Genomic DNA, 23071 nt, shown 5'->3' with positions numbered 1-23071 from the left:
CTCATTGCCAGGCGTAAGTATGTGGGCTCGGCGCGCAACCACGAAGTCCGGTGCCCGTGAGAGCGCCGTGAGAGCTCGGGAGGCGCCTGTGAGAGAGCTGCGAGAACTCTCCTGACGGCGCAGTCAGCGGCGTTCAGTGAAGACATGAGGACAACAAACGGGTGGGCCCGATGAAGGACCTGCTGTACCTGGCCGTGTGCGTGGCCGTTTTCGCGACCGTCTGGTTCGCGCTGCGTGGGGTGGAGAAGCTGTGAGCGCCGAGCACGTCGCCGGTCTGGTGATCGGCGCGGCACTGGTCGTCTACCTCGTCGCCGCCTTGATCTTCCCCGAGAGGTTCTGATGTCCGACACCGCCGCCGGCCTGCTCCAGGCCGGCCTGCTGGTCCTGCTCCTGGCGGCCGCCTACCGGCCGCTCGGCGGGTACCTGGCCAAGGTCTACACGGCCACCAAGGACACCAGGTTCGAGCGTACGACGTACAAGCTGCTCGGCGTCGACGCGAAGGCCGACCAGACCTGGGCGGTCTACGCCCGGTCGGTGCTGGCCTTCTCCGTCGCCGGGCTGATCCTGCTCTACCTGCTGCAGCGGCTGCAGAGCCACCTGCCGCTCTCGCTCGGCCTGCCGGGCGTCGAGCCGAGCCTGGCCTTCAACACCGCCGCGTCGTTCGTGGCGAACACCAACTGGCAGTCGTACTCGCCCGAGGTGACGATGGGCCATCTGGTCCAGTTCGCCGGCCTCGCGGTGCAGAACTTCGTCTCCGCGGCCGTCGGCATCGCCGTCGCGGTCGCGCTGATCCGCGGCTTCGCGCGCTCGAAGACCGAGCGTCTCGGCAACTTCTGGGTCGACCTGACCCGGACGGTGGTCCGGGTGCTGCTGCCGATGGCGATCCTCGGCGGCCTGATCCTGGTCGCCACCGGGGTGGTCCAGAACCTGTCCGGCCCGCACGAGATCACCACGATCGCCGGCCAGACCCAGTCGATCCCGGGCGGTCCGGTCGCGAGCCAGGAGGTGATCAAGGAGCTCGGCACGAACGGCGGTGGTTTCTTCAACGCCAACTCCGCGCACCCCTTCGAGAACCCGAACGGGATCTCGAACCTGTTCGAGATCTTCCTGATGCTGGTGATCCCGGTCGCGCTGACCCGCACCTTCGGCCTGATGGTCAAGGACAAGCGCCAGGGCTACGCGATCCTCGGCGTGATGACCACCCTCTGGGTCGCCTTCACCGCCGCCGCGACCGCGTTCGAGGTCAACGGCTCCGGTACGGCGACGCAGGCCGCGGGCGCCGCGATGGAGGGCAAGGAGACCCGCTTCGGCGAGTGGGCGTCGACGCTGTTCACGTCGACCACCACCGGTACGTCGACCGGCGCGGTGAACGCCGCGCACGACTCCTACACGCCGCTCGGCGGCGGCACCGCGATGTTCCACATGATGCTCGGCGAGGTGACTCCGGGCGGGACGGGCTCCGGCCTGTACGGGATGCTCGTGCTCGCGGTCCTGGCCGTCTTCGTGGCCGGGCTGATGGTCGGCCGGACGCCGGAGTACCTGCGCAAGAAGATCACCGCGCGCGAGATGAAGCTGGTCTCGCTGTACATCCTGGCCACCCCCAGCCTGGTGCTGGCCGGGTCGGCGGTCGCGATGGGCCTGGCGAGCGCGCGGGCCTCGATCTTCAACACCGACAGCCCGCACGGCTTCTCCGAGGTGCTCTACGCGTTCACCTCGGCGGCCAACAACAACGGCAGCGCCTTCGGCGGCCTGAGCGCGAACACGACCTTCTACAACACCGCGCTCGGCATCGTGATGCTGCTCGGCCGGTTCGTCCCGATCGTGCTGGTGCTCGCGCTGGCCGGCTCGTTCGCCCGGCAGCAGCCGGTCCCGGTGACCACCGGGACGCTGCCCACCCACAAGGCCCTGTTCGTCACGATGCTCGTCGGCGTCGTCCTGATCGTGACCGGCCTGACGTACTTCCCCGCACTCACCCTCGGACCCCTCGCGGAGGGACTGTGACCACGCAAACCCTGACCCCGGCTCCGCACCAGGAGCCGGTGGTCGAGAAGAAGGCGCCGTCGGGTCTGTTCGACCCGAAGATGCTGCTCACCTCGCTGCCGGACGCGCTGCGCAAGCTCGACCCGCGGCTGATGGTGAAGAACCCGGTGATGTTCGTCGTCGAGGTCGGCGCGGTCGCGTCGACGGTGCTGGCCTTCACCGACTCCAGCGCGTTCGTCTGGTGGATCGTGGTCTGGCTGTGGCTGACGGTCGTCTTCGCCAACCTGGCCGAGGCGGTCGCCGAAGGCCGCGGCAAGGCCCAGGCGGCGACGCTGCGCCGGGCCAAGACCGAGACCACCGCGCGCCGGCTCACCGAGGGCGGCGAGGAGGAGGTCCCGGCGACCGAGCTCCGGCTCGGCGACCGCGTCGTCGTCGAGGCCGGCCAGATCATCCCCGGCGACGGTGACGTCGTCGAGGGCGTGGCCAGTGTCGACGAGTCGGCGATCACCGGTGAGTCCGCGCCCGTCATCCGGGAGTCCGGCGGTGACCGCAGCGCGGTGACCGGCGGGACCCGGGTGCTCTCGGACCGGATCGTCGTCAAGATCACCACCAAGCCCGGCGAGAGCTTCATCGACCGGATGATCGCACTGGTCGAGGGCGCGTCGCGGCAGAAGACGCCGAACGAGATCGCGCTGAACATCCTGCTGGCCAGCCTGACCATCGTGTTCCTGATGGCCACTCTGACGCTGCAGCCGTTCGCCCGGTACGCCGGGGTGGACCTGAGCCTGGTCGTCCTGGTCGCGCTGCTGGTCTGCCTGATCCCGACCACGATCGGCGCGCTGCTGTCGGCGATCGGGATCGCGGGCATGGACCGGCTGGTCCAGCGCAACGTGCTCGCGATGTCCGGCCGGGCCGTCGAGGCGGCCGGTGACGTGAACACGCTGCTGCTCGACAAGACCGGAACCATCACCCTGGGCAACCGGCAGGCCGCCGAGTTCATCCCGCTCGCCGGGGTGTCCGAGGCGGAGCTGGCCGACGCGGCCCAGCTGTCCAGCCTGGCCGACGAGACGCCGGAGGGCCGGTCGATCGTCGTACTGGCCAAGACCCGGTACGGACTGCGCGAGCGGCACACCGGTGAGTTGCCGCACGCGACCTTCGTCGAGTTCACCGCGCAGACCCGGATGAGCGGTGTCGACGTCGACGGCCGGCAGATCCGCAAGGGCGCGGCCGGGGCCGTGACGGCCTGGATCCACGACCAGGGCGGCACCGTGGTCGCCGAGCTGGGCGACCTGGTCGACGGCATCTCGGCCTCCGGCGGTACGCCGCTGGTCGTTGCCGTGAGCAAGGAAGAGGTGGCCCGGCCGCTCGGCGTCATCCACCTCAAGGACGTGGTGAAGGCGGGGATGCGGGAGCGTTTCGACCAGATGCGCGCGATGGGCATCCGGACGGTGATGATCACCGGTGACAACCCGCTGACCGCGAAGGCGATCGCGCAGGAGGCCGGGGTCGACGACTTCCTGGCCGAGGCGACGCCCGAGGACAAGATGGCGCTGATCAAGAAGGAGCAGGAGGGCGGCCGGCTGGTCGCGATGACCGGTGACGGCACCAACGACGCGCCGGCGCTGGCCCAGGCCGACGTCGGGGTCGCGATGAACTCCGGGACGTCGGCGGCCAAGGAGGCCGGCAACATGGTCGACCTGGACTCCAACCCGACCAAGCTGATCGAGATCGTCGAGATCGGCAAGCAGCTGCTGATCACCCGGGGCTCGCTGACCACGTTCTCGATCGCCAACGACGTGGCCAAGTACTTCGCGATCCTGCCGGCGCTGTTCGCCGCGGCGTACCCGGGGCTGGAGAAGCTGAACGTGATGCGGCTGGACTCGGCCGAGTCGGCGATCCTGTCCGCGGTCATCTTCAACGCGCTGGTGATCGTCGTCCTGGTGCCGCTGGCCCTGCGCGGCGTCCGGTACAAGCCGTCGTCGGCCTCGGCGATGCTGCGCCGCAACCTGCTGGTCTACGGCGTCGGCGGCCTGATCACCCCGTTCATCGGCATCAAACTCATCGATCTGCTGATCTCGGTCATCCCGGGTATCGGCTAAAGGAAAGCAGAGATGGCAACCAGAAGAAGCCCGTTCGGCCAGTTCGGGGTCGCGGTCCGCGCGATGCTCGTGCTCACCGTCCTGCTCGGCGTGCTCTACCCGCTGGCGATGACCGGCGCGGCGCAGGCGCTGTTCCACGGCAACGCGAACGGCTCGGTGATCAAGGTCGACGGCAAGGAGGCCGGGTCGGACCTGATCGGCCAGTCGTTCAGCCTCGACACCGGGCAGAAGGATGCCGACGGCAACGCCGTGCTGGCGCCCGACCCGAAGTGGTTCCAGCCCCGGCCGTCCGCGGTCGACTACGACGGCGCCGGCAGCTCGGCGTCGCAGTACGGGCCGAACAACCCCGACCTGCTGAAGCTGATCGAGCAGCGCCGCGCGGACGTGGCGAAGTTCGAGGGCGTCGACCCGGCCCAGGTGCCGCCGGACGCGGTCACCACGAGCGGGAGCGGCCTCGACCCGCACATCAGCCCGGCGTACGCCGAACTGCAGGTGCAGCGGGTCGCGCGCGAGCGCGGGCTGGACGTGGCGAAGGTCGAGCAGCTGGTGAAGGACAACACCAAGGGCCGGACGCTCGGTTTCCTCGGCGAGCCCACGGTCAACGTGGTGACGCTGAACGCGGAGCTGAACTGACACTATGGGAGGTATGGCAGGTCGCGGGCGGCTGAGGATCTACCTCGGGGCCGCGCCCGGTGTCGGCAAGACGTACAAGATGCTGGGCGAGGCGCAACGGCGGCGGGAGCGCGGAACCGACGTGGTGGTCGGTTTCGTCGAGACCCACGGGCGGGAGCAGACCGCCGCCATGCTCGACGGCCTGGAGGTGGTGCCGCGGCGGATCGTCGACCACCGCGGCGCCAGTTTCACCGAGCTCGACCTGGACGCGCTGCTGGCCCGGCGGCCGGGCGTCGCGCTGGTCGACGAGCTGGCCCACACCAACGTCCCGGGCAGCCGGAACGCCAAGCGCTGGCAGGACGTCGACGAGCTGCTCTCGGCCGGGATCGACGTGATCTCCACGGTGAACATCCAGCACCTGGAGTCGATCAACGACGTGGTCGAGAAGATCACCGGCGTCCCGCAGCGCGAGACCGTCCCGGACCGGGTGGTCCGGGCGGCGAACCAGATCGAGCTGGTCGACATGGCGCCGGAGGCGCTGCGGCGCCGGATGGCCCACGGCAACGTGTACGCCGCCGACAAGGTCGACGCCGCGCTCGGCAACTACTTCCGGATCGGCAACCTGTCCGCCCTGCGCGAGCTGGCGCTGCTCTGGCTGGCCGACCGGGTCGACGCCGGGCTTCAGCAGTACCGCGAGCAGCACGACATCGACTCGACCTGGGAGGCCCGCGAGCGGGTCGTCGTCGCCCTGACCGGCGGTCCCGAGGGCGAGACGCTGATCCGGCGCGCGGCCCGGATCGCCGCGCGGTCGGCGGGCGGCGACCTGCTCGCTGTACATGTCACGCGGTCGGACGGGTTAACCGGCGCTGACCCGGCGCGGCTCGCGCAGCAGCGGCAGCTCGTCGAGAGCCTGGGCGGCAGCTACCACCAGGTGGTCGGCGAGGACGTCCCGGACGCGCTGCTCGCGTTCGCCCGCGCGGAGAACGCGACGCAGCTGGTGCTCGGCGGCAGTCGCCGATCGTTCCTGTCGACGCTGCTGACCGGGCCGGGGATCGGCGCGACCTCGATCCGCGAGTCCGGCGACATCGATGTCCATATCGTCACCCACTCGCAGATGGGCCGCGGGCGGTTGCCGCGGCTGCAGGGCAGCCTGTCGCGGCGGCGGCTCGTGTACGGGTTCGCCCTCGCGATCCTGCTGCCACCGATCCTCGCGGTGCTGCTCGGGCCAGGTGGTGACACGCTCAACCTGACCAGCAACGTGCTGGCCTTCCTGTTCGCGGTCGTCGTGGTCGCGCTCGTCGGGGGCTTGTGGCCGGCGATGCTGGCGGCGATCGCGGGCACGCTGGTGCTGAACTGGTTCTTCACGCCGCCGACCCGGTCGTTCACGATCACCGAGCCGAACAACGCGCTCGCGCTCGGCATCTTCATCCTGGTCGCTGCGATGGTCTCGTCGGTCGTCGACCGGGCGGCCCGGCGTACAAGGCAGGCAGCGCGGGCGGCGGCGGAGTCCGAGACGCTGGCGACGCTCGCCGGGTCGGTGCTGCGCGGTGAGACCGCGTTGCCGGCGTTGCTCGAGCGGGTCCGGGAAGCGTTCGGGATGACGTCTGCCTGTCTGATGGAACGCATCGACACCGACGAGCTGACCGAGACCTGGCGGCCGATCGCCTCCGCCGGTACGCCGACCTGCCGCCGCCCCGAGGACGGTGACGCGGAGATCCCCGGCCGCGACGACCTCGTGCTGGTGCTGCAGGGCCGGTCGCTGGCCGCGGACGAGCGCCGCCTGGTCGGCGCGTTCGCGGCGCACGCGGCCGCGCTGGTCGACCGGGCCCGGCTGACCGAGGCCGCCGCCGAGGCGAAGCCGCTGGCCGAGGCCGACAAGCTCCGTACGGCGTTGCTGCGCGCGGTCGGGCACGACCTGCGCTCACCGCTGGCGTCGGCGAAAGCGTCGGTGACGAGCCTGCGCAGCTCCGACGTCGAGTGGACTCCGGCCGAGCGGGACGAGCTGCTGGAGACCGCCGACGAGTCGCTCGACCGGTTGAGCCGACTTGTCGACAACCTGCTCGACCTGAGCCGGTTGCAGGCCGGCGTGCTGCCGGTGTTCACGCGACCGATGGCGCTGGACGAGATCCTGCCCGGCGTACTGGAGGAGGACTCGAAGGTCACCGTCGACCTGCCGTCGAGCCTGCCGCTGGTCGAGGCGGACCCGGCGCTGCTGGAGCGCGTGGTCGCGAACCTGCTGGCCAACGCGGTCCGGTACTCGCCGCCGGGGCAGGGGCCGTTGCTGACCGGGAGCTCGCTGGGCGACCTGGTGGAGATCCGCGTGGTCGACCGCGGCCCGGGGCTGCCGGTCGAGGACCGGGACCGGATGTTCGCGCCGTTCCAGCGGCTCGGCGACACCGACAACACGACCGGCGTCGGCCTCGGGCTCGCGCTGGCCCGCGGGCTGGCCGAGGCGATGGGCGGGACGCTGCGGCCCGAGGACACGCCGGGTGGCGGACTGACCATGGTGGTCTCGATGCCTTCGGCAACAATGAGGGACGTGCCGGTGCCGGGCCGTCTGGAGCGAGGAGCCCTGTGACCAGAGTGCTGGTGGTCGACGACGAGCCGCAGATCGTGCGGGCGTTGCAGATCAACCTGAAGGCTCGCCGGTACGAGGTACACGTGGCCGGGAGCGGTACGGCGGCGCTGAAGGTGGCCGCGCAGCACCCGCCCGACCTGGTGATCCTCGACCTCGGGCTGCCGGACTTCGACGGTGTCGAGGTGATCCGCGGGCTGCGCGGGTGGACCGAGGCTCCGATCCTGGTGCTGTCCGGTCGGACGGACAGCACCGACAAGGTCGAGGCGCTGGACGCCGGCGCCGACGACTACGTGACGAAGCCGTTCGGGATCGACGAGCTGCTCGCGCGGATGCGCGCCGTACTGCGCAGGAGCAACGCGGGCGTCGAGCAGCCGGTCGTCACCGTCGGCGACGCCGAGGTCGACCTGTCGGCGAAGCGGGTCACCAAGGCGGGCGGCGAGGAGGTCCGGCTGACGCCGACCGAGTGGCACCTGCTCGAAGTCCTGGTCCGGCATCCGGGCAAGCTGATGTCGCAACGCCAGCTGCTGACCGAGGTCTGGGGGCCGGGCTACGAGAACGCCGGCGGCAACCTGCGCTTCTACATGGGTCAGCTGCGCCGCAAGCTCGAGGCCGACCCGGCCCGCCCGAAGCACCTGCGCACCGAGCCCGGCATGGGCTACCGCTTCGAACCCTGACCGATTTCTGTAAGACAGCCGGGCGCGAACTTGGCAGGCTGTCGGTATGGAGATCTTCGTGAGGGGCCGGGAGTTTGTCAGGCGCGACGCACGGCTGCTGGAGCGGCGGCTGTTCAGCGTGCTGTTCGAGGACGGTGACCCGGCCGGGGTCGTGGACGCGCTGCGCGGGTACCGGAACGCCGACGGCGGGTTCGGGCACGGCCTGGAGCCGGACAAGCGCTGCCCGGACAGTACGGCGCTCGACGTGGAGACCGCGTTCGACGCGATGATCGCGGCCGGCGTCCGCGACGAGGAACTGATCGGCGGTGCCTGCGACTGGCTGCAGTCGGTCGCGACGCCGGAGGGTGCGGTGTCGCTGTGCAACCCGGCGATCGAGGGCTACCCGCGGGCCGACCACATGTCCGAGTGGACGTACGTACCGTCGCTCAACCCGACGGCCGGGCTGGTCGGACGGCTGCACCAGCTCGAGTTCGAGCACCCGTGGCGTGACCAGGCGACCGCGTGGTGCCAGGCCGAGCTGGCCAACGGGCTCCCGGGGGAGGGGCACAGCATGCTGGAGGTGCTGCGGTTCCTGGAGCACCAGCCGGACCCCGGCGTGGACGCGGTCCGGGCCTGGCTGCCGAAGCTCTCGATGTTCCGCGCGAACGCCGACGACCCGACGTACGGCGTGACGCCGCTGCACTTCGCGCCGACGCCGGACAGCGTGTGGCGGCAGCTCTTCACGCAGGAGCAGATCGACGGGCATCTCGACCGGTTGGTCGCCGACCAGGACGCCGACGGCGGGTGGGCGCTGACCTGGGAACCGCCGGGGCCGATGGCGACGCTGGAGTACCGCGGGGTCGTCACTGTGGCGGCGCTGGACAGCCTTCGGCGCAACGGGCGCTTGTCAATCGACTGAATGAACTCACGCCCCGGCTGTGGAAGAATACGGCCGGTGAGGCCGCCCCGATGATGCTCGCCGAGAGCTGGATGCAGTCGCTGATCGCGGCCGTCGCCATGGTCGCTTCGTCGCTGCCCGGCGCACCGGCGCCGGAGGCACCCGCGCGGGTCACCGCTCCGCCGGACGGCTGGGTCGCGAGCTGGGGCGTCGCGGTCACGCAGGCCGGTCCGACCGGGCCGTCCGCGACCGGCGTCCGGAACACCACGATCCGCCAGGTCGCGCACCTCTCGCTCGGCGGCGGCTCGATCCGGATCCGGCTGTCGAACCGCTTCGGCAAGCAGCCGCTGGTCGTCGGCGCCAGCTCGGTCGCACCTCGCAAGGGCGGTGCCGGGACGCCGAATCTCGAGCTGCTGAAGAGCGTCCCGGTCACGTACGGCGGCCGCGCGGCGGTCACGATCCCGGTCGGCGCGGAGTCGGTGTCGGACCCGATCGACCTGCCGATCGGCAACGACAGCGACGTCGTGATCAGCACGTACTTCCCGGGCCCGACCGGGCCGCTCACGCAGCACCCGGCCGGGTACGCGTCGGCGTTCAGCGCCGCCGGGAACCAGACGCGGGCGGGCGGTGCGCCGTACAAGAAGATCCCGGGGATGGCGCGGTTCGTGCTGTCCGGGGTGGACGTGAAGACGTCGTCCGAAGGCGCGATCGTGCTGTTCGGCGACTCGATCACCGACGGTGCTTCCTCGCCGGTCGACGGCAACCTGCGGTACCCGGACCAGCTCGCGGACCGCTTGACCAAACGCCGGTACGCCGTCGTGAACGCGGGCATCGGCGGCAACCGGCTGCTGGTCAACGGCGGTGTCTCCGGCGAGGCCGCGATCGCGCGGTTCGAGCGGGACGTGGTCCGGCGCAGCGGGGTGCGCGCGGTGGTGATCCTCGAAGGCATCAACGACATCCGCGCCGGCAAGGGCTCGATCTCCGGCGCCCAGCTGATCAACGCGCACCGGCAGCTGATCGCGCGGGCGCACGCGGCGGGTCTGCGGGTGTACGGCGCGACGCTCACGCCGTACTGGGCGGCGGACCACTACACCGTCGGGGGCGAGGTCGCGCGGCAGGCGCTGAACCAGTGGATCCGGACCTCCGGCGAGTACGACGGGTACCTCGAGTTCGAGCACGCGGTCCGCGATCCGTACCAGCCGCTGCGGCTCGCGCCCGGTTACGACGGCGGCGACCACCTGCACCCGAACGCCAGGGGTTTCAAGGCGATGGCCTACGCGGCCGACCTGAACCTGCTGACCAGCTAGCGCCGGCTATCCCGACTCGGCCGGGTGCTCGACCTGCCGGTCGCCCCACTGCGTCATCAGCCCGCGCGCGATCTCCAGGTCGTCACGCAGCGAGCGATCGGCCAGCGCCGGCGGAAGCGCCACGAACGCGTCGGCCAGCCAGGGCGCCACGGCGGACGGCGTCAGGTCCTCGGGGGTGAAGCCGGCCAGCCGAATGGCCCGGACGGCGGTGACGAGCTCGCAGGCCAGGACCTCCCGCAGCGCGTCCAGGAGGTGGGTGGTGAGAACCGCGGCCTGGGGAGCGAAGCTGGCGTGGTGCTCGGCGCCCCGGGACAACGTCGCGGTCCCCAGGGTGGCGGGCTGCGCGGTGGAACGGACCGCGGCGAGGGCGTCGTGCGCGACGTACTCGATCATCATCACGCCCGAGCTGGCCTCGGCGCCGCTGGCCAGGAAGCGGGACAGGCCGGTGAAGTCGGGGTCGACCAGGTTCGCGACGCGGGACGTCGAGAGCGTCGCGACGCTGTGCAGGCTGAGCCGCAGCGAGTCCAGGGCCAGGGCGATCGGCATCGCGTGCCAGTTGCCGTTGTGCAGCACGGTGCCGCCGGCCACCAGCGGGTTCTCGGCCGAGGCGTTGATGTCGATCTTCAGAGCGTTGCCCAAGGCATCGACATGGTCGACCGCCGGGCCGAGCACCTGGGCGAACGCGCGCAGGCCGAACGGGTCCTGGATCCGCGCCGCGGTCAGCGGGAGACCGGCCAGCAGGGTGCGCATCCGGGTGGCGACCCGGACCTGGCCGGGCTGCGGGCGAGCCTCGTGCACGCGGACGTCGTACACCTCGCCGTTGCCGCGCATCGCGACGTGCGACAGGGCGCCGACCAGCGGGACGACGTTGATCAGCGTGGCCGCCTCGACGTACGCGAGGCAGCACTCGGCCAGCGTGATCGCGTTGCTGGACAGCAGCGGAAGCGCGCTGGTGCCGTCGATGACGTCGCCGAGCGCCAGCCCGAGCTCGGCGAGGGGCCCGAGGTCTCCGGTGCCGATCGCGCCGCCGCGGTGCAGGTCGGGGAGCTCGTCGTCGTTGAGCAGCCGCACGATCGCGTCGGCGACCTCGGGGTCGAGCCCGGAGCCGCCGGCCGCGAGCTGGTTGACGCGGATCAGCAGCCCGAGCCGCACGACGTCCCGCGGGTACGGCGTGGTGCCGGTCGTGGAGTGCGACAGCAGCAGGCGGGTGCCGTGCTCGGGGTCGCTGGTGAGCACGTCCCGGTTCGCGCCGACGCCGGTGGTGCGCCCGTAGACCGGCTGGTGCCGGGCGATCTCGGTGACGGCCGCGGCCGAGTCGGCCATCCGCTTGCGGGCGACCTCGCCCAGGCGGACCGGCGTACGGCGCTGGCCGAGACCGACGGCGGTCAACGGCGTCAGCCCGGCCCCGGACAGCTCGATCGGCTCCACAGCCACAGTGTGGGACCTGCCCACCCACCGGCTGAAGCACCACGCCCGAACCATCGTCTCGGATCCGAGACGATGGTTCGGGCAAGAAGAAGGCCCGCCGATCCGTGGGGGGAGGGATCAGCGGGCCGGGTGGCAGCAGCCGCCGGGTGGAAGGGCGACCGTGCCTGGTCTGTGGTTACTTCTGGCCGTAGCGCTTCTTGAACTTCTCGACCCGGCCCTGGGTGTCCATCACGCGCTGCTGGCCCGTGTAGAACGGGTGGCTCGCCGACGAGATCTCCACGTCCACCACCGGGTACGTGTTGCCGTCGTCCCAGACGACGGTCTCCGAGCTCTCCCGGGTGGAACCGGTCAGGAAGCTGAAGTTGCCCGACTTGTCGCGGAAGACGACCCGCCGGTACTCCGGGTGAATGTTCTGCTTCATGCAGCGGTACTTCCTTCCAGATAAGGGGCGAACGGATCGGTCAGGCTGCTGACCTCTTCATCCGCACGTAGGACACAACCGTTCAGGCGCCGTTCTAATTCCCAGATGTCGAGATCCACGCCGGTGAAGGACAGGTAGCTCGCCCGGTCCCCGTGCTCCGGGTGCCACTCGAACGCCGAGCGGGCCCGGTGACTGCTGCTCACCTCCGGCCAGCGGTCGGCCGGGAGGTCGGCGAGCCAGCGGCCCAGGACGCCGATCGAGATGTTGGTGCCGAAGCTGTCCCACCCGAGCCGCTCCCGCGGCCGGGTCGCCAGCCAGACCGTGCCCTTCCCGCGGGCGGTCTTGTCGACGAGGTCCTCCAACGCGTCGTACAACCGCTCGGGGTGGAACGGCTGGTCCGACGAGAACAAGAACGTCCGGACCGGGCCGTTTTCTTCCCGCAGCGGGGCGCTGATCGTGCCGGGCTCGACGCGGGCCCGCGCGGTCGCCGGATCGTGCAGTGGCCCGCCGGCCAGCTCGCGGACGTTCTCGATGTGCAGTGCCTGAGGATTCAGGGCCTTGGCCAGTGCTCGGGAATCAGTGCTGGAGCCGGCAACCAGTACGGCGTCCGCGTACTCGACCTGGTGCACGATCGCCTCGGCCAGCGCGCGGTTGTCCTCGGCGGCCGTCGGGATCCCGCGGTCGCGGACCAGCTCCTCGCCGGTCGCGTCCGCGACGAACGTGCTCGCCTCGACCACTGCCAACACCGCGCTGACCTGCAGCTCCCCGCTCGCGTCCCGGGTGATCTCCGCCGCCAGCGCCTCCGGGTCCCCGGCGGCCGGGATGTTCACCACCGCCGCGTCGTACCGGCCGACGGCCGCGATCCCGCGGAGCAGCTCGACCAGCGTGCCGCGCATCGCGCAGGACACGCAGGGATGCCCCATCGTGATCACCTCGCGGTCGATCACGCCGTTGGCCGTCCGCGCGATCCGGACCACCGAGCCGCCGGCCAGCCCGCGCACGTCGTACTCGACGAGCACGGTGCCGGGCAGCAGCAGCTCGGTGGCGGCGGTGTCGCGGGCCGGGGTGTCGACCCCGGTGACCAAGGTGACCGGCAGCATCCGTACTCTCTTCCTCGAGACGCTTGTTGAAAATGATTACCAATACAATCTACACTCCGAGGACCGGAATACGCACCCGGGTCCCAGGTGTTCACCGTACTGAGTCCTACGGCGCGCGAGCGCCCAGAAAGGTTGGTCGATGGCCAAGCACAACGACATCCGTCCGATCGTCAAGCTGCGGAGCACGGCCGGCACCGGGTTCACCTACGTGACCCGGAAGAACCGCCGCAACGACCCCGATCGGCTGATGATCCGCAAGTACGACCCGGTTCTGCGTCAGCACGTCGACTTCCGCGAGGAGCGGTAACGGCGTGGCGAAGACCAGCAAGATCGCCAAGAACGAGCAGCGCAAACGCATCGTCGCGCTGTACGCCGAGCGCCGGGCCGCGCTCAAGGCACTGATCGCCGACCCGGCGACCAGTTCCGACGAGCGCGGCGAGGCGCAGCTGAAGCTGCAGAAACTGCCGCGGGACGCGAGCCCGATCCGGGTCCGCAACCGCGACGCGGTCGACGGCCGCCCGCGCGGCTATGTCGGCAAGGCCGGCATCTCCCGAGTTCGCTTCCGCACGATGGCCCACCGTGGGGAGCTCCCGGGGATCACCAAATCGTCTTGGTGAACCTCTGCTGAGGCCCGGCGTGGAACCAGGTGGTTCCACGCCGGGCCTTCGCTCTGTCTAGCGCCAGAAGCCGAGCCGGTGCCCGGCGACGAAGTCGGTCCGGGTGACGCCGGCCGGGTCGAGCGACAGCACCTGCCGGTCGAACGGCGTCGCCCGCGGCCAGTACGCCGTACCGGCCGCGTTCGGCTGCCCGGTCCTGGCGAAGGTGCTCCACCGCTCGATCACCTCGGCGGACAGCTCCGCGTCAGCCGGCTCGAAGATCGCCAGGTCGAGCAGGTAGGTCAGATCGGTCATGTGGTGCGACCCGACCGGCCACTCCGGCCGCCCCAGCCCGAGGTACCAGGGCGCGTCCCCGGCGAACTCGAACGCGTACGTCGGCATCCGCAGCGACAGCAGCTGGTTCGTCCGGTACGCCGGTGCCGCCCACTGCGCGTCGGTCATCACCGTCGACAGCGCCAATCCGGCGGGCTCGAGGTCGTCGTACGTCGCCAGCACCTTCGGCGCCTTCGCACCGAACTGGGTTCGCACTGCCGTCTCGTACTCCGCCTGCGTGATCGCCACCCCCGTCGCTGCCTCCTGCGCGCCGTACCGGCCGTGCTCCTCGTCGTGGTTGATCCCGTGCAGCACCGGAACCCGGTTGACCCGCCCGCTGAGCAAGGCCTGAGTCGGGTGCAACGGCAGCACCTTGTCGCCGAGCACCGGACCGAACTCGTCCTCTGCTGTCGCTTCCAAGAGCCTCTCCGCCGAGACCTGGCGCAGGCAGTCGTCCGTCGTGCATCCCAACTCGGTCGTCAGGTCACGCCGGTACTTTTCCGCGACCGCCTTCGGCCGTGGCGCCGCGTAGTTGGTCTCCGAGTACTCCTGCGCACACGGTCCGCTCTGCACGATCGCCCGCTGGAACAACCCCGCTGCAGTCGGCGACGCGAGGTGGTCGCAGACGCTGTACGCCCCGGCCGACTCGCCCATGATCGTCACGTTCCGCGGGTCCCCGCCGAAGGCCGCGGCGTTCCGGCGTACCCAGCGCAACGCCTCCTGCTGGTCCTCGAGCCCGTAGTTCCCGCCGAGAAATCCCAGCGCCCCGAGCCGGTACTGCACCTGGACAACCACCAGATCGCCCTGCGCCGCGAGCCGCTTCGTGCCGTACACGCTGTTCGCCCCGTTGGTGAAGCTCCCGCCGTGGATCCAGACCACGACCGGCCGGTCACGGCCCGGCTGCTTCGGCGTCGTCACGTCGACGACCAGGCAGTCCTCGCTCGTGCTGGCCACCCCGATCGGATGCTCCAACTGAGCACAGGCCTTCCCGTACTCCGTGGCGTCCCGCACGCCCTTCCACCGCTGAGCGGGCTGCGGCGACCGCCACCGCAACGCGCCCACCGGCGGGGCAGCGTACGGAATGCCCCGGAATGTCGTCGTGCTGCCGTCGGTCACCCCGCGCACCTGACCGAGATCGGTCCGAACGACCGTGTCGGCCGGTGCGCTGAGTGGAGAAACTGCGCTGAGTGGAGAAACAAGAAGAGCGGAAGTCGCGAGAGCAGTCGCAAGCATGAGGTCCCTTTCCTGAGGAGCTCTCATCCTCGGGAAGACCGGGACGCCGGACACTGGGTGCAGAACCCCGCGCTGGGTAGGCCCAGCACCACTTCAGCCGCGCAGGCGGCGGGTCAACGCGTCGGCGGCCTGACGGACGCGGCGGGCCAGCAGCGAGCGTTCGCCGGGGGAGACCGCGTCGCTGCGGAACGAGATGCTGATCGAGGCGGCCGGATGCCCGGCGTGATCGACGGCGGCGCTGGCGACCGAGGTGACGCCGGCGGTCACGTGCGACTCCTCGACGGCGAAGCCCTGCTGGCGTTCGTCGGCGAGCAGGCGGCGGAGCTGGCTGAGCGTCTGCGGGCCTTGGTCGGTACGCCGTACGAAGGTCTCGGGCGTGGGAAACAGCGCGCGGACCTGGGCCGGCGGCAGCGCCGCGAGCAGGGCGCGGCCCGACGCGGTCAGCGTGGCGGGAAGGCGGACGCCGACGTCGGTGACGAGCGTCAGCGGCCGCGGAGGTTGCTCCTTGAGCAGGTAGACCAGCTCACGGCCGTGCAGGACGCCGAGGTGCGCGGTGTGGCCGACCTCGGCGACGAGCTGCGCGAGCAGCGGGCGGGCGAGCCGTTCGAGCGGGTCGTGGCGCAGGTAGGCACTGCCGATCTCGAACGCCGCGACGCCGAGGCCGTAGCGCTTGTCCTCGGGCAGGTGCACGACGAAGCCCTCGTCGATCATTGCCCGCAGCAAGTGGTAGGTCGACGAGCGTGGCAGGCCGACCGCGGAGGCGATGCGCTCCATCGGTACGGGTCCGGGCTGGGTGGCCAGGAAGGTCAGCACCCGCAAGGTCCGGGTCGAGGCGGGAACGTTGCCGCTCACAACTGTGAGGGTAGCGGCCCTGTCTCAGGTTGTGGACGATTGACGGTTCCGGGCGCGGCCGCGCCGGATCTTCAGCCGGATCAGCTCACCGGCCAGGGCGAACGCGAACAGCCCGCCGGCCAGCCGCCAGTCGAAGACCCGGGCCTCGCCGGAGAGCAGGAAGCCGACCGCCGCCGACAGTACGGCGAAGAAGGTCAGCGACCGGATCAGTTTCTTGTTCACAGCGCCTTCTCCGCGGTCCAGGCCGACCCGGCGAGCCGGTAGCCGAGCCAGTCGTTGACCGCGAGCATCGGCGCGTTCGCGGCGTCGTTCCCGGTCGAGGCCTTGGTCAGCCCGGCCAGGTGGGCGCGCCGCAGCGCGTGCGACTTCACCACCTTGGCCAGCCCACGTCCCCGGTACGCCGGGACGGTGCCGGTCAGGTTCGACCAGATCACGCCGCGGTCCGGGTCGGCCGCCGTACTGACCAGCGAGACCACCTGATCGCCGTCGAGCAGCACGAAGCTGAGGTCGGGGCGCAGGTCCGGGTTCTGCCAGCCCGAGGCCACCCACTCGTCGTACGGGCCGACGAACGACAGCCCGCTCGGGTCGCCGCCGATCACCGCCATCATCGCCTCCCAGACCGGCCGCGGCCCGACCTCCTCGTACGACGCCAGCCGCAGTCCCTCCGGCGGGTCGACCGGATCGGGCGTCGTGGCGAGCGCGACCTCGGAGTGGCTCATCTGCCGGTCGACCACGAACCCGCGTTCGCGCGCGAAGTGCAGCGAGCGGTCGTCGTCCTCGACCACGGTCAGCAGCGACACCGCGCCGGCCTCGGCGGCGACCCGCTCGACCTCGGTCAGCAGCGCCTGCCCGGCACCGCGGCCGCGATGCTCCGGCGCGACCTGGACGGCGATCCGGATCCGCGGCGACTTCTCGCCGGGGTCGGACAGGTACACGTTGCCGTAGCCAACGGGCTGCCCGTCGTCGAGAGCCAGCAGCACGACGCGTGCCTGGCTGGACCTCAGCTCGGACTCGAGCCCGCGGGCCGTCTTCACCAGCCGCGGCAGCGCGGCTGCGAGCACCGCCGCGATCGCTGCCCCGTCACCCGGGACCGCCCGGCGTACCTCGATCATGCCCGCAGCCTATTGCGCGCCGGGGTCGCACAACTGTCTCGCATCTGAGACAGCAACCGGGGTGGCGGTCCTGTCGGTCCGGCGGCGGGCGCGGTGCAATGGGCGGGTGGAGACAGCCGAGGTGGTAGTGGGGACCGGCCCGTTGAGCGCCGGTGACGTGGTCGCCGTGGCCCGGTACGGCGCGCCGGTGCGGATCGACGATCACGCGCTGGAGGAGATCGCCAAGTCCCGGGCCGCGATCGAGGCGCTGGCGCACGCCGACGTCCCGCACTACGGGGTGTCGACCGGGTTCGGCGCGCTGGCGACGCGGCACATCGCGCCGGAGCTGCGCGCCCAGCTGCAGCGCAGCCTGGTTCGCTCGCACGCCGCGGGCTCCGGTCCGGAGGTCGAGACCGAGGTCGTCCGCGCGCTCGTCCTGCTGCGGCTCTCGACGCTCGCCACCGGGCGGACCGGGGTCAAGGTCGAGACCGCCCAGGCCTACGCCGGACTGCTGAACGCCGGTCTCACGCCGGTCGTGCACGAGTACGGCAGCCTCGGCTGCTCCGGCGACCTCGCGCCGCTGTCGCACGTCGCGCTCGCGGTGATGGGCGAGGGCAAGGTCCGCGACCGCGACGGCAACCTGCTCGACGCCGGCGACGCGCTCGCCGCGCACGACCTGAAGCCTGTCGTCCTGGCCGAGAAGGAAGGCCTCGCGCTGATCAACGGGACCGACGGCATGCTCGGCATGCTGGTCCTCGCGCTGGCCGACCTGGACCGGCTGCTGAAGACCGCCGACATCGCCGCCGCGATGAGCGTCGAGGGCCAGCTCGGTACCGACCGCGTCTTCGCCGCCGACCTGCAGGCGCTGCGCCCGCACCCGGGCCAGGGCGCCGCCGCCGCGAACCTGCGCGCCGTACTGGCGGACAGCCCGATCGTCGCGAGCCACCGCGGCCCGGACTGCAACCGGGTCCAGGACGCGTACTCGCTGCGCTGCTCGCCGCAGGTGCACGGCGCCGCCCGCGACACCGTCGCGCACGCCGCGACCGTCGCCGGCCGCGAACTGGCCGCCGCGATCGACAACCCGGTCGTCCTGCCTGACGGCCGCGTCGAGTCCAACGGCAACTTCCACGGTGCGCCCGTCGGCTACGTGCTCGACTTCCTCGCGATCGCCGTCGCCGACGTCGCGAGCATCAGCGAACGGCGGACGGACCGCTTCCTCGACGTCGCCCGCAACCACGGGCTGAACGCGTTCCTGGCCGACGACCCCGGCGTCGACAGCGGGCACATGATCGCGCAGTACACGCAGGCCGCGATCGTGTCCGAGCTGAAGCGGCTCGCCGTCCCGGCCAGCGTCGACTCGATCCCGAGCAGCGCGATGCAGGAGGACCACGTGTCGATGGGCTGGTCCGCCGCCCGCAAGCTGCGCCGCTCCGTCGACGGCCTGGAGCGCGTGCTCGCCGTCGAGATCCTGACCGCCGCCCGCGCGCTCGACCTGCGCGCCCCGCTCGACCCGTCGCCCGCGACCTCCGCCGTACGGCGGGAGCTGCGCACCCACGTCGAGGGGCCGGGCACCGACCGGCACCTCGCCCCCGAGATCGAGCACTCCGTCCGGCTTGTTGCCGACGGCACCTACCTGTCCGCTGTCGAGGCCGTCACCGGCCCCCTCGCCTAGAAAGGCTGGATCACCCATGTCCGGACCCCGTCCCGTACGCGCCGCCCGCGGCACCACCCTGACCGCCCAGGGCTGGCAGCAGGAAGCCGCCCTGCGGATGCTGCAGAACAACCTCGACCCCGAGGTGGCCGAGCACCCCGACGAACTGGTCGTGTACGGCGGCTCCGGCAAGGCCGCGCGGGACTGGAACTCCTTCGACGCGATGGTCCGCACGCTGACCACGCTGAAGGACGACGAGACGATGCTCGTCCAGTCCGGCCGCCCGGTCGGCGTGATGCGGACCCACGAGTGGGCGCCGCGGGTGCTGCTGGCCAACTCCAACCTGGTCGGTGACTGGGCCAACTGGGAGGAGTTCCGCCGGCTGGAGGCGCTCGGGCTGACCATGTACGGCCAGATGACCGCCGGGTCGTGGATCTACATCGGCACCCAGGGCATCCTGCAGGGTACCTACGAGACGTTCGCCGCGGTCGCCGAGAAGAAGTTCGGCGGCACCCTGGCCGGGACGATCACGCTGACTGCCGGGCTCGGCGGCATGGGCGGCGCGCAGCCGCTGGCCGTCACGATGAACGACGGCGTCGCGATCTGCATCGACGTCGACGACTCCCGGATCCACCGGCGGATCGAGCACCGCTACCTCGACGTCCGCGCGGACTCGGTCGAGCACGCGCTGCAGCTGGCCGAGGAAGCCAAGAAGGCGCGCAAGCCGTTGTCGATCGGTGTCCTGGGCAACGCCGCGGTGATCGTGCCGCAGCTGCTCGAGCTCGGTGCCCCGATCGACATCGTCACCGACCAGACCTCCGCGCACGACCCGCTGATGTACCTGCCGGTCGGCGTCGACTTCGAGGACTGGGTGACCGAGCGGCAGAAGGACCCGGCCGGGTTCACCGAGCGCGCCCAGGCCTCGATGGCCCGGCACGTCGCGGCGATGGTCGGCTTCCAGGACGCGGGCGCCGAGGTGTTCGACTACGGCAACTCGATCCGGGACGAGGCGCGCAAGGCGGGCTTCGGGCGGGCGTTCGAGTTCCCGGGCTTCGTCCCGGCGTACATCCGGCCGCTGTTCTGCGAGGGCAAGGGCCCGTTCCGGTGGGCGGCGCTGTCCGGCAACCCGCGCGACATCGCGCGGACCGACCAGGCGATCCTCGACCTGTTTCCGGACAACGAGCACCTGACCCGGTGGATCAAGATGGCCGGCGAGCGGGTCGCCTTCCAGGGCCTGCCGGCCCGGATCTGCTGGCTCGGCCAGGGCGAGCGCGACAAGGCCGGCCTGCGGTTCAACGAGATGGTCGCCTCCGGCGAGCTGGAGGCGCCGATCGTGATCGGCCGCGACCACCTGGACACCGGCAGCGTCGCGTCGCCGTACCGGGAGACCGAAGGCATGCTGGACGGCTCGGACGCGATCGCGGACTGGCCGTTGCTGAACGCGCTGGTGAACACCGCCAGCGGCGCCTCCTGGGTGTCGATCCACCACGGCGGCGGGGTCGGGATGGGCCGGTCGATCCACGCCGGCCAGGTGTCGGTTGCCGACGGCACCGAGCTGGCCCGGCAGAAGCTGGAGCGGGTGCTCACCAACGACCCGGCGATGGGCGTGATTCGGCACGTGGACGCGGGGTACGAGAAGGCGGCAGAGGTAGCGGCCGAGCGGGGCGTACGGATTCCGATGCAGGAGTCCTGACGCTTCGGCCACGGGGAACGGGGTTGTTCGCAGTACGGAGTGCGACCGAGGTATAGCGCTGAGGTGCACTTTCCCGAGGAATGAGAAAGGTGCTGATCGGGTGGCACCGGGCCCTCGTTCCCCTAGGATCGTTCGGGCGATCGCCGACCAGCGCGAAGGGGCGCCATGATCGAGTTCGAAGACGTCACCAAGCAGTACCCGGACGGCACGGTGGCCGTCGACAACCTGTCGCTGCGGATTCCCAGCAACGAGATCACCGTCTTCGTCGGCCCCTCGGGCTGCGGCAAGACGACCTCGCTGCGGATGATCAACCGCACCATCGACCGGACCAGCGGCCGGATCTCGATCGACGGCGAGGACATCAACGCCGGCGACCCGGTCACGCTGCGGCGCGGGATCGGCTACGTGATCCAGCACGCCGGGCTGTTCCCGCACAAGACCGTCGTGGACAACGTCGCGACGGTGCCGAAGCTGCTCGGCTGGGACAAGCGCAAGACCCGGGCCACCGCGATGGAGCTGCTGGAACGCGTCGGGCTCGACCCGAAGCTGGCCGAGCGGTACCCCGCGCAGCTGTCCGGTGGTCAGCAGCAGCGCGTCGGCGTCGCCCGCGCGCTGGCCGCCGATCCCAAGATCATGCTGATGGACGAGCCGTTCAGCGCGGTCGACCCGATCGTGCGCCACCAGCTGCAGGAGGAGCTGCTCCGCCTGCAACGCGACATCGGCAAGACGATCGTGTTCGTCACCCACGACATCGACGAGGCGATCAAGCTCGGCGACAACGTCGCCGTACTGCGGGTCGGTGGCAAGCTCGCGCAGTTCGCGCCGCCGGCCGAGCTGCTCGCGCACCCGTCGGACGACTTCGTCGAGAGCTTCATCGGGCAGGACCGGGGTTACCGCGCCCTTACGTTTGTGACGGCTGAGGACCTGCCGCTCGGACCGGTTCCGGGCGACCTGTCCTGTGGTGAGGACGGCAAACCCTCCGGCTGGCAGAAGGACGGTGAGCTGCTGCCGATCGGTGCGGTCTTCCAGCGCGGTGACTCGCTGCGCGCGGCGATGGACGCCGTACTGACGTCGCCGGTCGGCCAGGGCGTCTGCGTCGACGCGGACGGCAAACCGGTCGGCGTCATCGACTACACCGCGCTGTCCGGAGTACTGCGCCCATGACGTGGGTCGGAGACAACAGCGCCCTGATCTGGGAGCAGCTGCTGGAACACCTGTACCTGGCGCTGATCCCGATGGTGCTCGGACTGCTGATCGCGGTCCCGCTCGGGTACGTCGCGACCCGGTACAGCTGGCTGGCCAACCCGCTGGTCGCGCTCGGCGGCGTGCTCTACTCGCTGCCCTCGATCGCGCTGTTCATCGTGCTGCCGGCGATCATCGGCACCAAGGTGCTGTCGGCCGCGAACATCATCATCGCGCTCACCATCTACGCGGTCTCGCTGCTGATCCGCAACGTGATCGACGGGTTGCGCTCGGTACCCGAGGACGTGCTGCAGGCCGCGGTGTCGGTGGGCTATGGAACCCTGCGAAGGGTGGTGACCATCGACCTCCCGATCGCCGTCCCGGTGATCTTCGCCGGCCTGCGGGTCGTCACGGTCGCCAACATCTCGATGGTCAGCGTCGGCGCGATCATCGGCATCGGCGGGCTCGGGGAGCTGTTCACGCTGGGCTTCCAGCAGGACTTCCTGACCCCGATCCTGGTCGGCGTCGTGCTCTCGCTCGCGCTGGCGCTGCTCGCCGACGTCCTGCTGGTCGGGCTGCAACGGCTGCTGACGCCGTGGGCCCGGGTCAACACGCCGAAGGAGGCCTGAGCCGTGATCCAGGGATTCCTCGAGTTCATCAGCGACTCCGCGAACTGGTCCGGGGCCGAAGGCATCGGCAACCGGATCCTGCAGCACCTCGCCTACACCTTCCTCTCGCTCGCGATCGCCGCGCTGATCGCGCTCCCGATCGGCCTGCTGATCGGGCACACCCGGCGCGGCGCGTTCGTCGCGATCAACACCGGCAACGCGGCCCGCGCGCTGCCGACCCTCGGCCTGCTGACCCTGATCGTGCTGCTGATCGGGATCGGCCGGGTGCCGGTGATCGTGGCGTTGGTCGTGCTCGGCATCCCGCCGATCATGGCCTCGACGTACGCCGGAGTCTCCGGCGTCGACCGGTCCACCATCGACGCCGCCCGCGGGATGGGGATGACCGGCCGGGAGATCCTCACCAAGGTCGAGATCCCGATCGCGCTGCCGCTGATCATCTCCGGCCTGCGCAGCGCGACGCTGCAGATCGTCTCGACCGCGACCGTCGCGGCGTACGTCGCACTCGGCGGCCTCGGGCGGTACGTGATCGACGGGCTGAGTCTGCGCGACTTCCCGCAGATGCTGACCGGGGCCGTGCTGGTCGCCGTACTGGCGATCGTGCTCGACCTGCTCTTCGCGTTCGCCGGCCGGTACGCCGTCTCGGCCGGGCTGACCGGTCGCCTGCGGCGCAAGGCCGACACCAAGACTTCCACTGCTCCGGCACCGGCCGGGGTGTAGTAGACGGACCCCTGGAGG

At 70.9% G+C, this 23071-nt stretch carries 22 protein-coding genes; 15 read left to right on the top strand and 7 right to left on the bottom strand.

Annotated features, from left to right (window positions below; all coding sequences use genetic code 11):
• Positions 1 to 250 precede the first annotated feature (250 nt).
• Genes kdpF through AB0M01_RS15970 form a run of 8 tightly spaced genes read left to right on the top strand, consistent with a single transcriptional unit; the run spans position 251 to position 10127 of the window.
• Positions 251 to 340: a K(+)-transporting ATPase subunit F gene (gene kdpF / locus AB0M01_RS16005; protein ID WP_363669876.1), complete on the top strand. Its 90-nt coding sequence runs from the start codon at positions 251 to 253 to the stop codon at positions 338 to 340.
• On the top strand, positions 340 to 2001 hold the full coding sequence (gene kdpA / locus AB0M01_RS16000; protein ID WP_363669874.1) for a potassium-transporting ATPase subunit KdpA: 1662 nt from the start codon (positions 340 to 342) through the stop codon (positions 1999 to 2001). The genes kdpF and kdpA overlap by 1 nt, the downstream gene beginning before the upstream one ends.
• A 38-nt stretch (positions 2002 to 2039) precedes the next feature.
• Positions 2040 to 4079, top strand: a complete 2040-nt coding sequence (kdpB, locus tag AB0M01_RS15995) for a potassium-transporting ATPase subunit KdpB (protein WP_363670572.1) — start codon at positions 2040 to 2042, stop codon at positions 4077 to 4079.
• A 12-nt stretch (positions 4080 to 4091) separates the two neighbouring features.
• Positions 4092 to 4712: a potassium-transporting ATPase subunit KdpC gene (gene kdpC / locus AB0M01_RS15990; RefSeq protein WP_363669871.1), complete on the top strand. Its 621-nt coding sequence runs from the start codon at positions 4092 to 4094 to the stop codon at positions 4710 to 4712.
• 13 nt (positions 4713 to 4725) lie between these two features.
• The gene (locus AB0M01_RS15985; protein ID WP_363669869.1) at positions 4726 to 7269 is read left to right on the top strand and encodes a DUF4118 domain-containing protein; all 2544 of its coding nucleotides are present in this window, start codon (positions 4726 to 4728) and stop codon (positions 7267 to 7269) included.
• Positions 7266 to 7943: a response regulator gene (locus AB0M01_RS15980; RefSeq protein ID WP_363669867.1), complete on the top strand. Its 678-nt coding sequence runs from the start codon at positions 7266 to 7268 to the stop codon at positions 7941 to 7943. Before AB0M01_RS15985 ends, AB0M01_RS15980 begins: the two co-directional genes overlap by 4 nt.
• A gap of 46 nt (positions 7944 to 7989) precedes the next feature.
• Positions 7990 to 8841, top strand: coding sequence for a hypothetical protein (locus AB0M01_RS15975; protein ID WP_363669865.1), 852 nt, complete (start codon positions 7990 to 7992; stop codon positions 8839 to 8841).
• A gap of 50 nt (positions 8842 to 8891) precedes the next feature.
• A complete protein-coding gene (locus AB0M01_RS15970; RefSeq protein ID WP_363669863.1) occupies positions 8892 to 10127 on the top strand; it encodes an SGNH/GDSL hydrolase family protein in 1236 nt (411 codons plus the stop codon).
• Between the two features lie 6 nt (positions 10128 to 10133).
• Here AB0M01_RS15970 and AB0M01_RS15965 read toward each other — a convergent pair whose 3' ends face one another.
• The 3 genes from AB0M01_RS15965 to AB0M01_RS15955 all read right to left on the bottom strand — a co-directional run bounded on the left by AB0M01_RS15965 (position 10134) and on the right by AB0M01_RS15955 (position 13076).
• Positions 10134 to 11555: an aromatic amino acid lyase gene (locus AB0M01_RS15965; RefSeq protein WP_363669861.1), complete on the bottom strand. Its 1422-nt coding sequence runs from the start codon at positions 11553 to 11555 to the stop codon at positions 10134 to 10136.
• A 175-nt stretch (positions 11556 to 11730) separates the two neighbouring features.
• Positions 11731 to 11976: a type B 50S ribosomal protein L31 gene (locus tag AB0M01_RS15960; RefSeq protein ID WP_077018606.1), complete on the bottom strand. Its 246-nt coding sequence runs from the start codon at positions 11974 to 11976 to the stop codon at positions 11731 to 11733.
• Positions 11973 to 13076, bottom strand: coding sequence for a GTP-binding protein (locus tag AB0M01_RS15955; RefSeq protein ID WP_363669859.1), 1104 nt, complete (start codon positions 13074 to 13076; stop codon positions 11973 to 11975). The genes AB0M01_RS15960 and AB0M01_RS15955 overlap by 4 nt, the downstream gene beginning before the upstream one ends.
• A gap of 139 nt (positions 13077 to 13215) precedes the next feature.
• On the opposite strand from AB0M01_RS15955, the gene rpmG reads away from it, so the two are divergent.
• Both rpmG and rpsN read left to right on the top strand, forming a co-directional pair.
• Positions 13216 to 13383 carry a 50S ribosomal protein L33 gene (gene rpmG, locus AB0M01_RS15950; protein WP_184800145.1) on the top strand — a complete coding sequence of 56 codons (168 nt, stop codon included), beginning with the start codon at positions 13216 to 13218 and terminating at the stop codon, positions 13381 to 13383.
• A gap of 4 nt (positions 13384 to 13387) precedes the next feature.
• The gene (gene rpsN / locus AB0M01_RS15945; RefSeq protein ID WP_363669856.1) at positions 13388 to 13693 is read left to right on the top strand and encodes a 30S ribosomal protein S14; all 306 of its coding nucleotides are present in this window, start codon (positions 13388 to 13390) and stop codon (positions 13691 to 13693) included.
• Between the two features lie 57 nt (positions 13694 to 13750).
• Here rpsN and AB0M01_RS15940 read toward each other — a convergent pair whose 3' ends face one another.
• The 4 genes from AB0M01_RS15940 to AB0M01_RS15925 all read right to left on the bottom strand — a co-directional run bounded on the left by AB0M01_RS15940 (position 13751) and on the right by AB0M01_RS15925 (position 17202).
• Positions 13751 to 15238 (bottom strand): carboxylesterase family protein, encoded by a 1488-nt coding sequence (locus tag AB0M01_RS15940; RefSeq protein ID WP_363669854.1) that lies wholly within the window; start codon positions 15236 to 15238, stop codon positions 13751 to 13753.
• 93 nt (positions 15239 to 15331) lie between these two features.
• Entirely contained in the window at positions 15332 to 16090 is a 759-nt protein-coding gene (locus tag AB0M01_RS15935; protein WP_363669852.1) for an IclR family transcriptional regulator, read from the bottom strand.
• A 24-nt stretch (positions 16091 to 16114) separates the two neighbouring features.
• Positions 16115 to 16312 (bottom strand): hypothetical protein, encoded by a 198-nt coding sequence (locus AB0M01_RS15930; RefSeq protein WP_363669849.1) that lies wholly within the window; start codon positions 16310 to 16312, stop codon positions 16115 to 16117.
• On the bottom strand, positions 16309 to 17202 hold the full coding sequence (locus tag AB0M01_RS15925; RefSeq protein ID WP_363669847.1) for a GNAT family N-acetyltransferase: 894 nt from the start codon (positions 17200 to 17202) through the stop codon (positions 16309 to 16311). Before AB0M01_RS15925 ends, AB0M01_RS15930 begins: the two co-directional genes overlap by 4 nt.
• 106 nt (positions 17203 to 17308) lie before the next feature.
• Between AB0M01_RS15925 and hutH the strand changes: the two genes are divergently transcribed.
• The 5 genes from hutH (at position 17309) to AB0M01_RS15900 (ending at position 23053) form a co-directional block, all read left to right on the top strand.
• Positions 17309 to 18853: a histidine ammonia-lyase gene (gene hutH / locus AB0M01_RS15920; protein WP_363669845.1), complete on the top strand. Its 1545-nt coding sequence runs from the start codon at positions 17309 to 17311 to the stop codon at positions 18851 to 18853.
• A gap of 16 nt (positions 18854 to 18869) precedes the next feature.
• A complete protein-coding gene (gene hutU / locus AB0M01_RS15915) occupies positions 18870 to 20525 on the top strand; it encodes a urocanate hydratase (RefSeq protein ID WP_363669843.1) in 1656 nt (551 codons plus the stop codon).
• Between the two features lie 165 nt (positions 20526 to 20690).
• The gene (locus AB0M01_RS15910; protein ID WP_363669841.1) at positions 20691 to 21689 is read left to right on the top strand and encodes an ABC transporter ATP-binding protein; all 999 of its coding nucleotides are present in this window, start codon (positions 20691 to 20693) and stop codon (positions 21687 to 21689) included.
• The gene (locus AB0M01_RS15905; RefSeq protein ID WP_363669839.1) at positions 21686 to 22336 is read left to right on the top strand and encodes an ABC transporter permease subunit; all 651 of its coding nucleotides are present in this window, start codon (positions 21686 to 21688) and stop codon (positions 22334 to 22336) included. Before AB0M01_RS15910 ends, AB0M01_RS15905 begins: the two co-directional genes overlap by 4 nt.
• 3 nt (positions 22337 to 22339) lie before the next feature.
• The gene (locus AB0M01_RS15900) at positions 22340 to 23053 is read left to right on the top strand and encodes an ABC transporter permease (RefSeq protein ID WP_363669837.1); all 714 of its coding nucleotides are present in this window, start codon (positions 22340 to 22342) and stop codon (positions 23051 to 23053) included.
• The last annotated feature ends 18 nt before the right edge of the window (positions 23054 to 23071 follow it).

Source organism: Kribbella sp. NPDC051770 (assembly GCF_040681455.1).
In the GTDB taxonomy this organism is placed as follows: Bacteria; Actinomycetota; Actinomycetes; order Propionibacteriales; family Kribbellaceae; genus Kribbella.
Note: the sequence above shows the minus strand (reverse complement) of the source record. Positions and strands in the feature narration are given on the sequence as shown.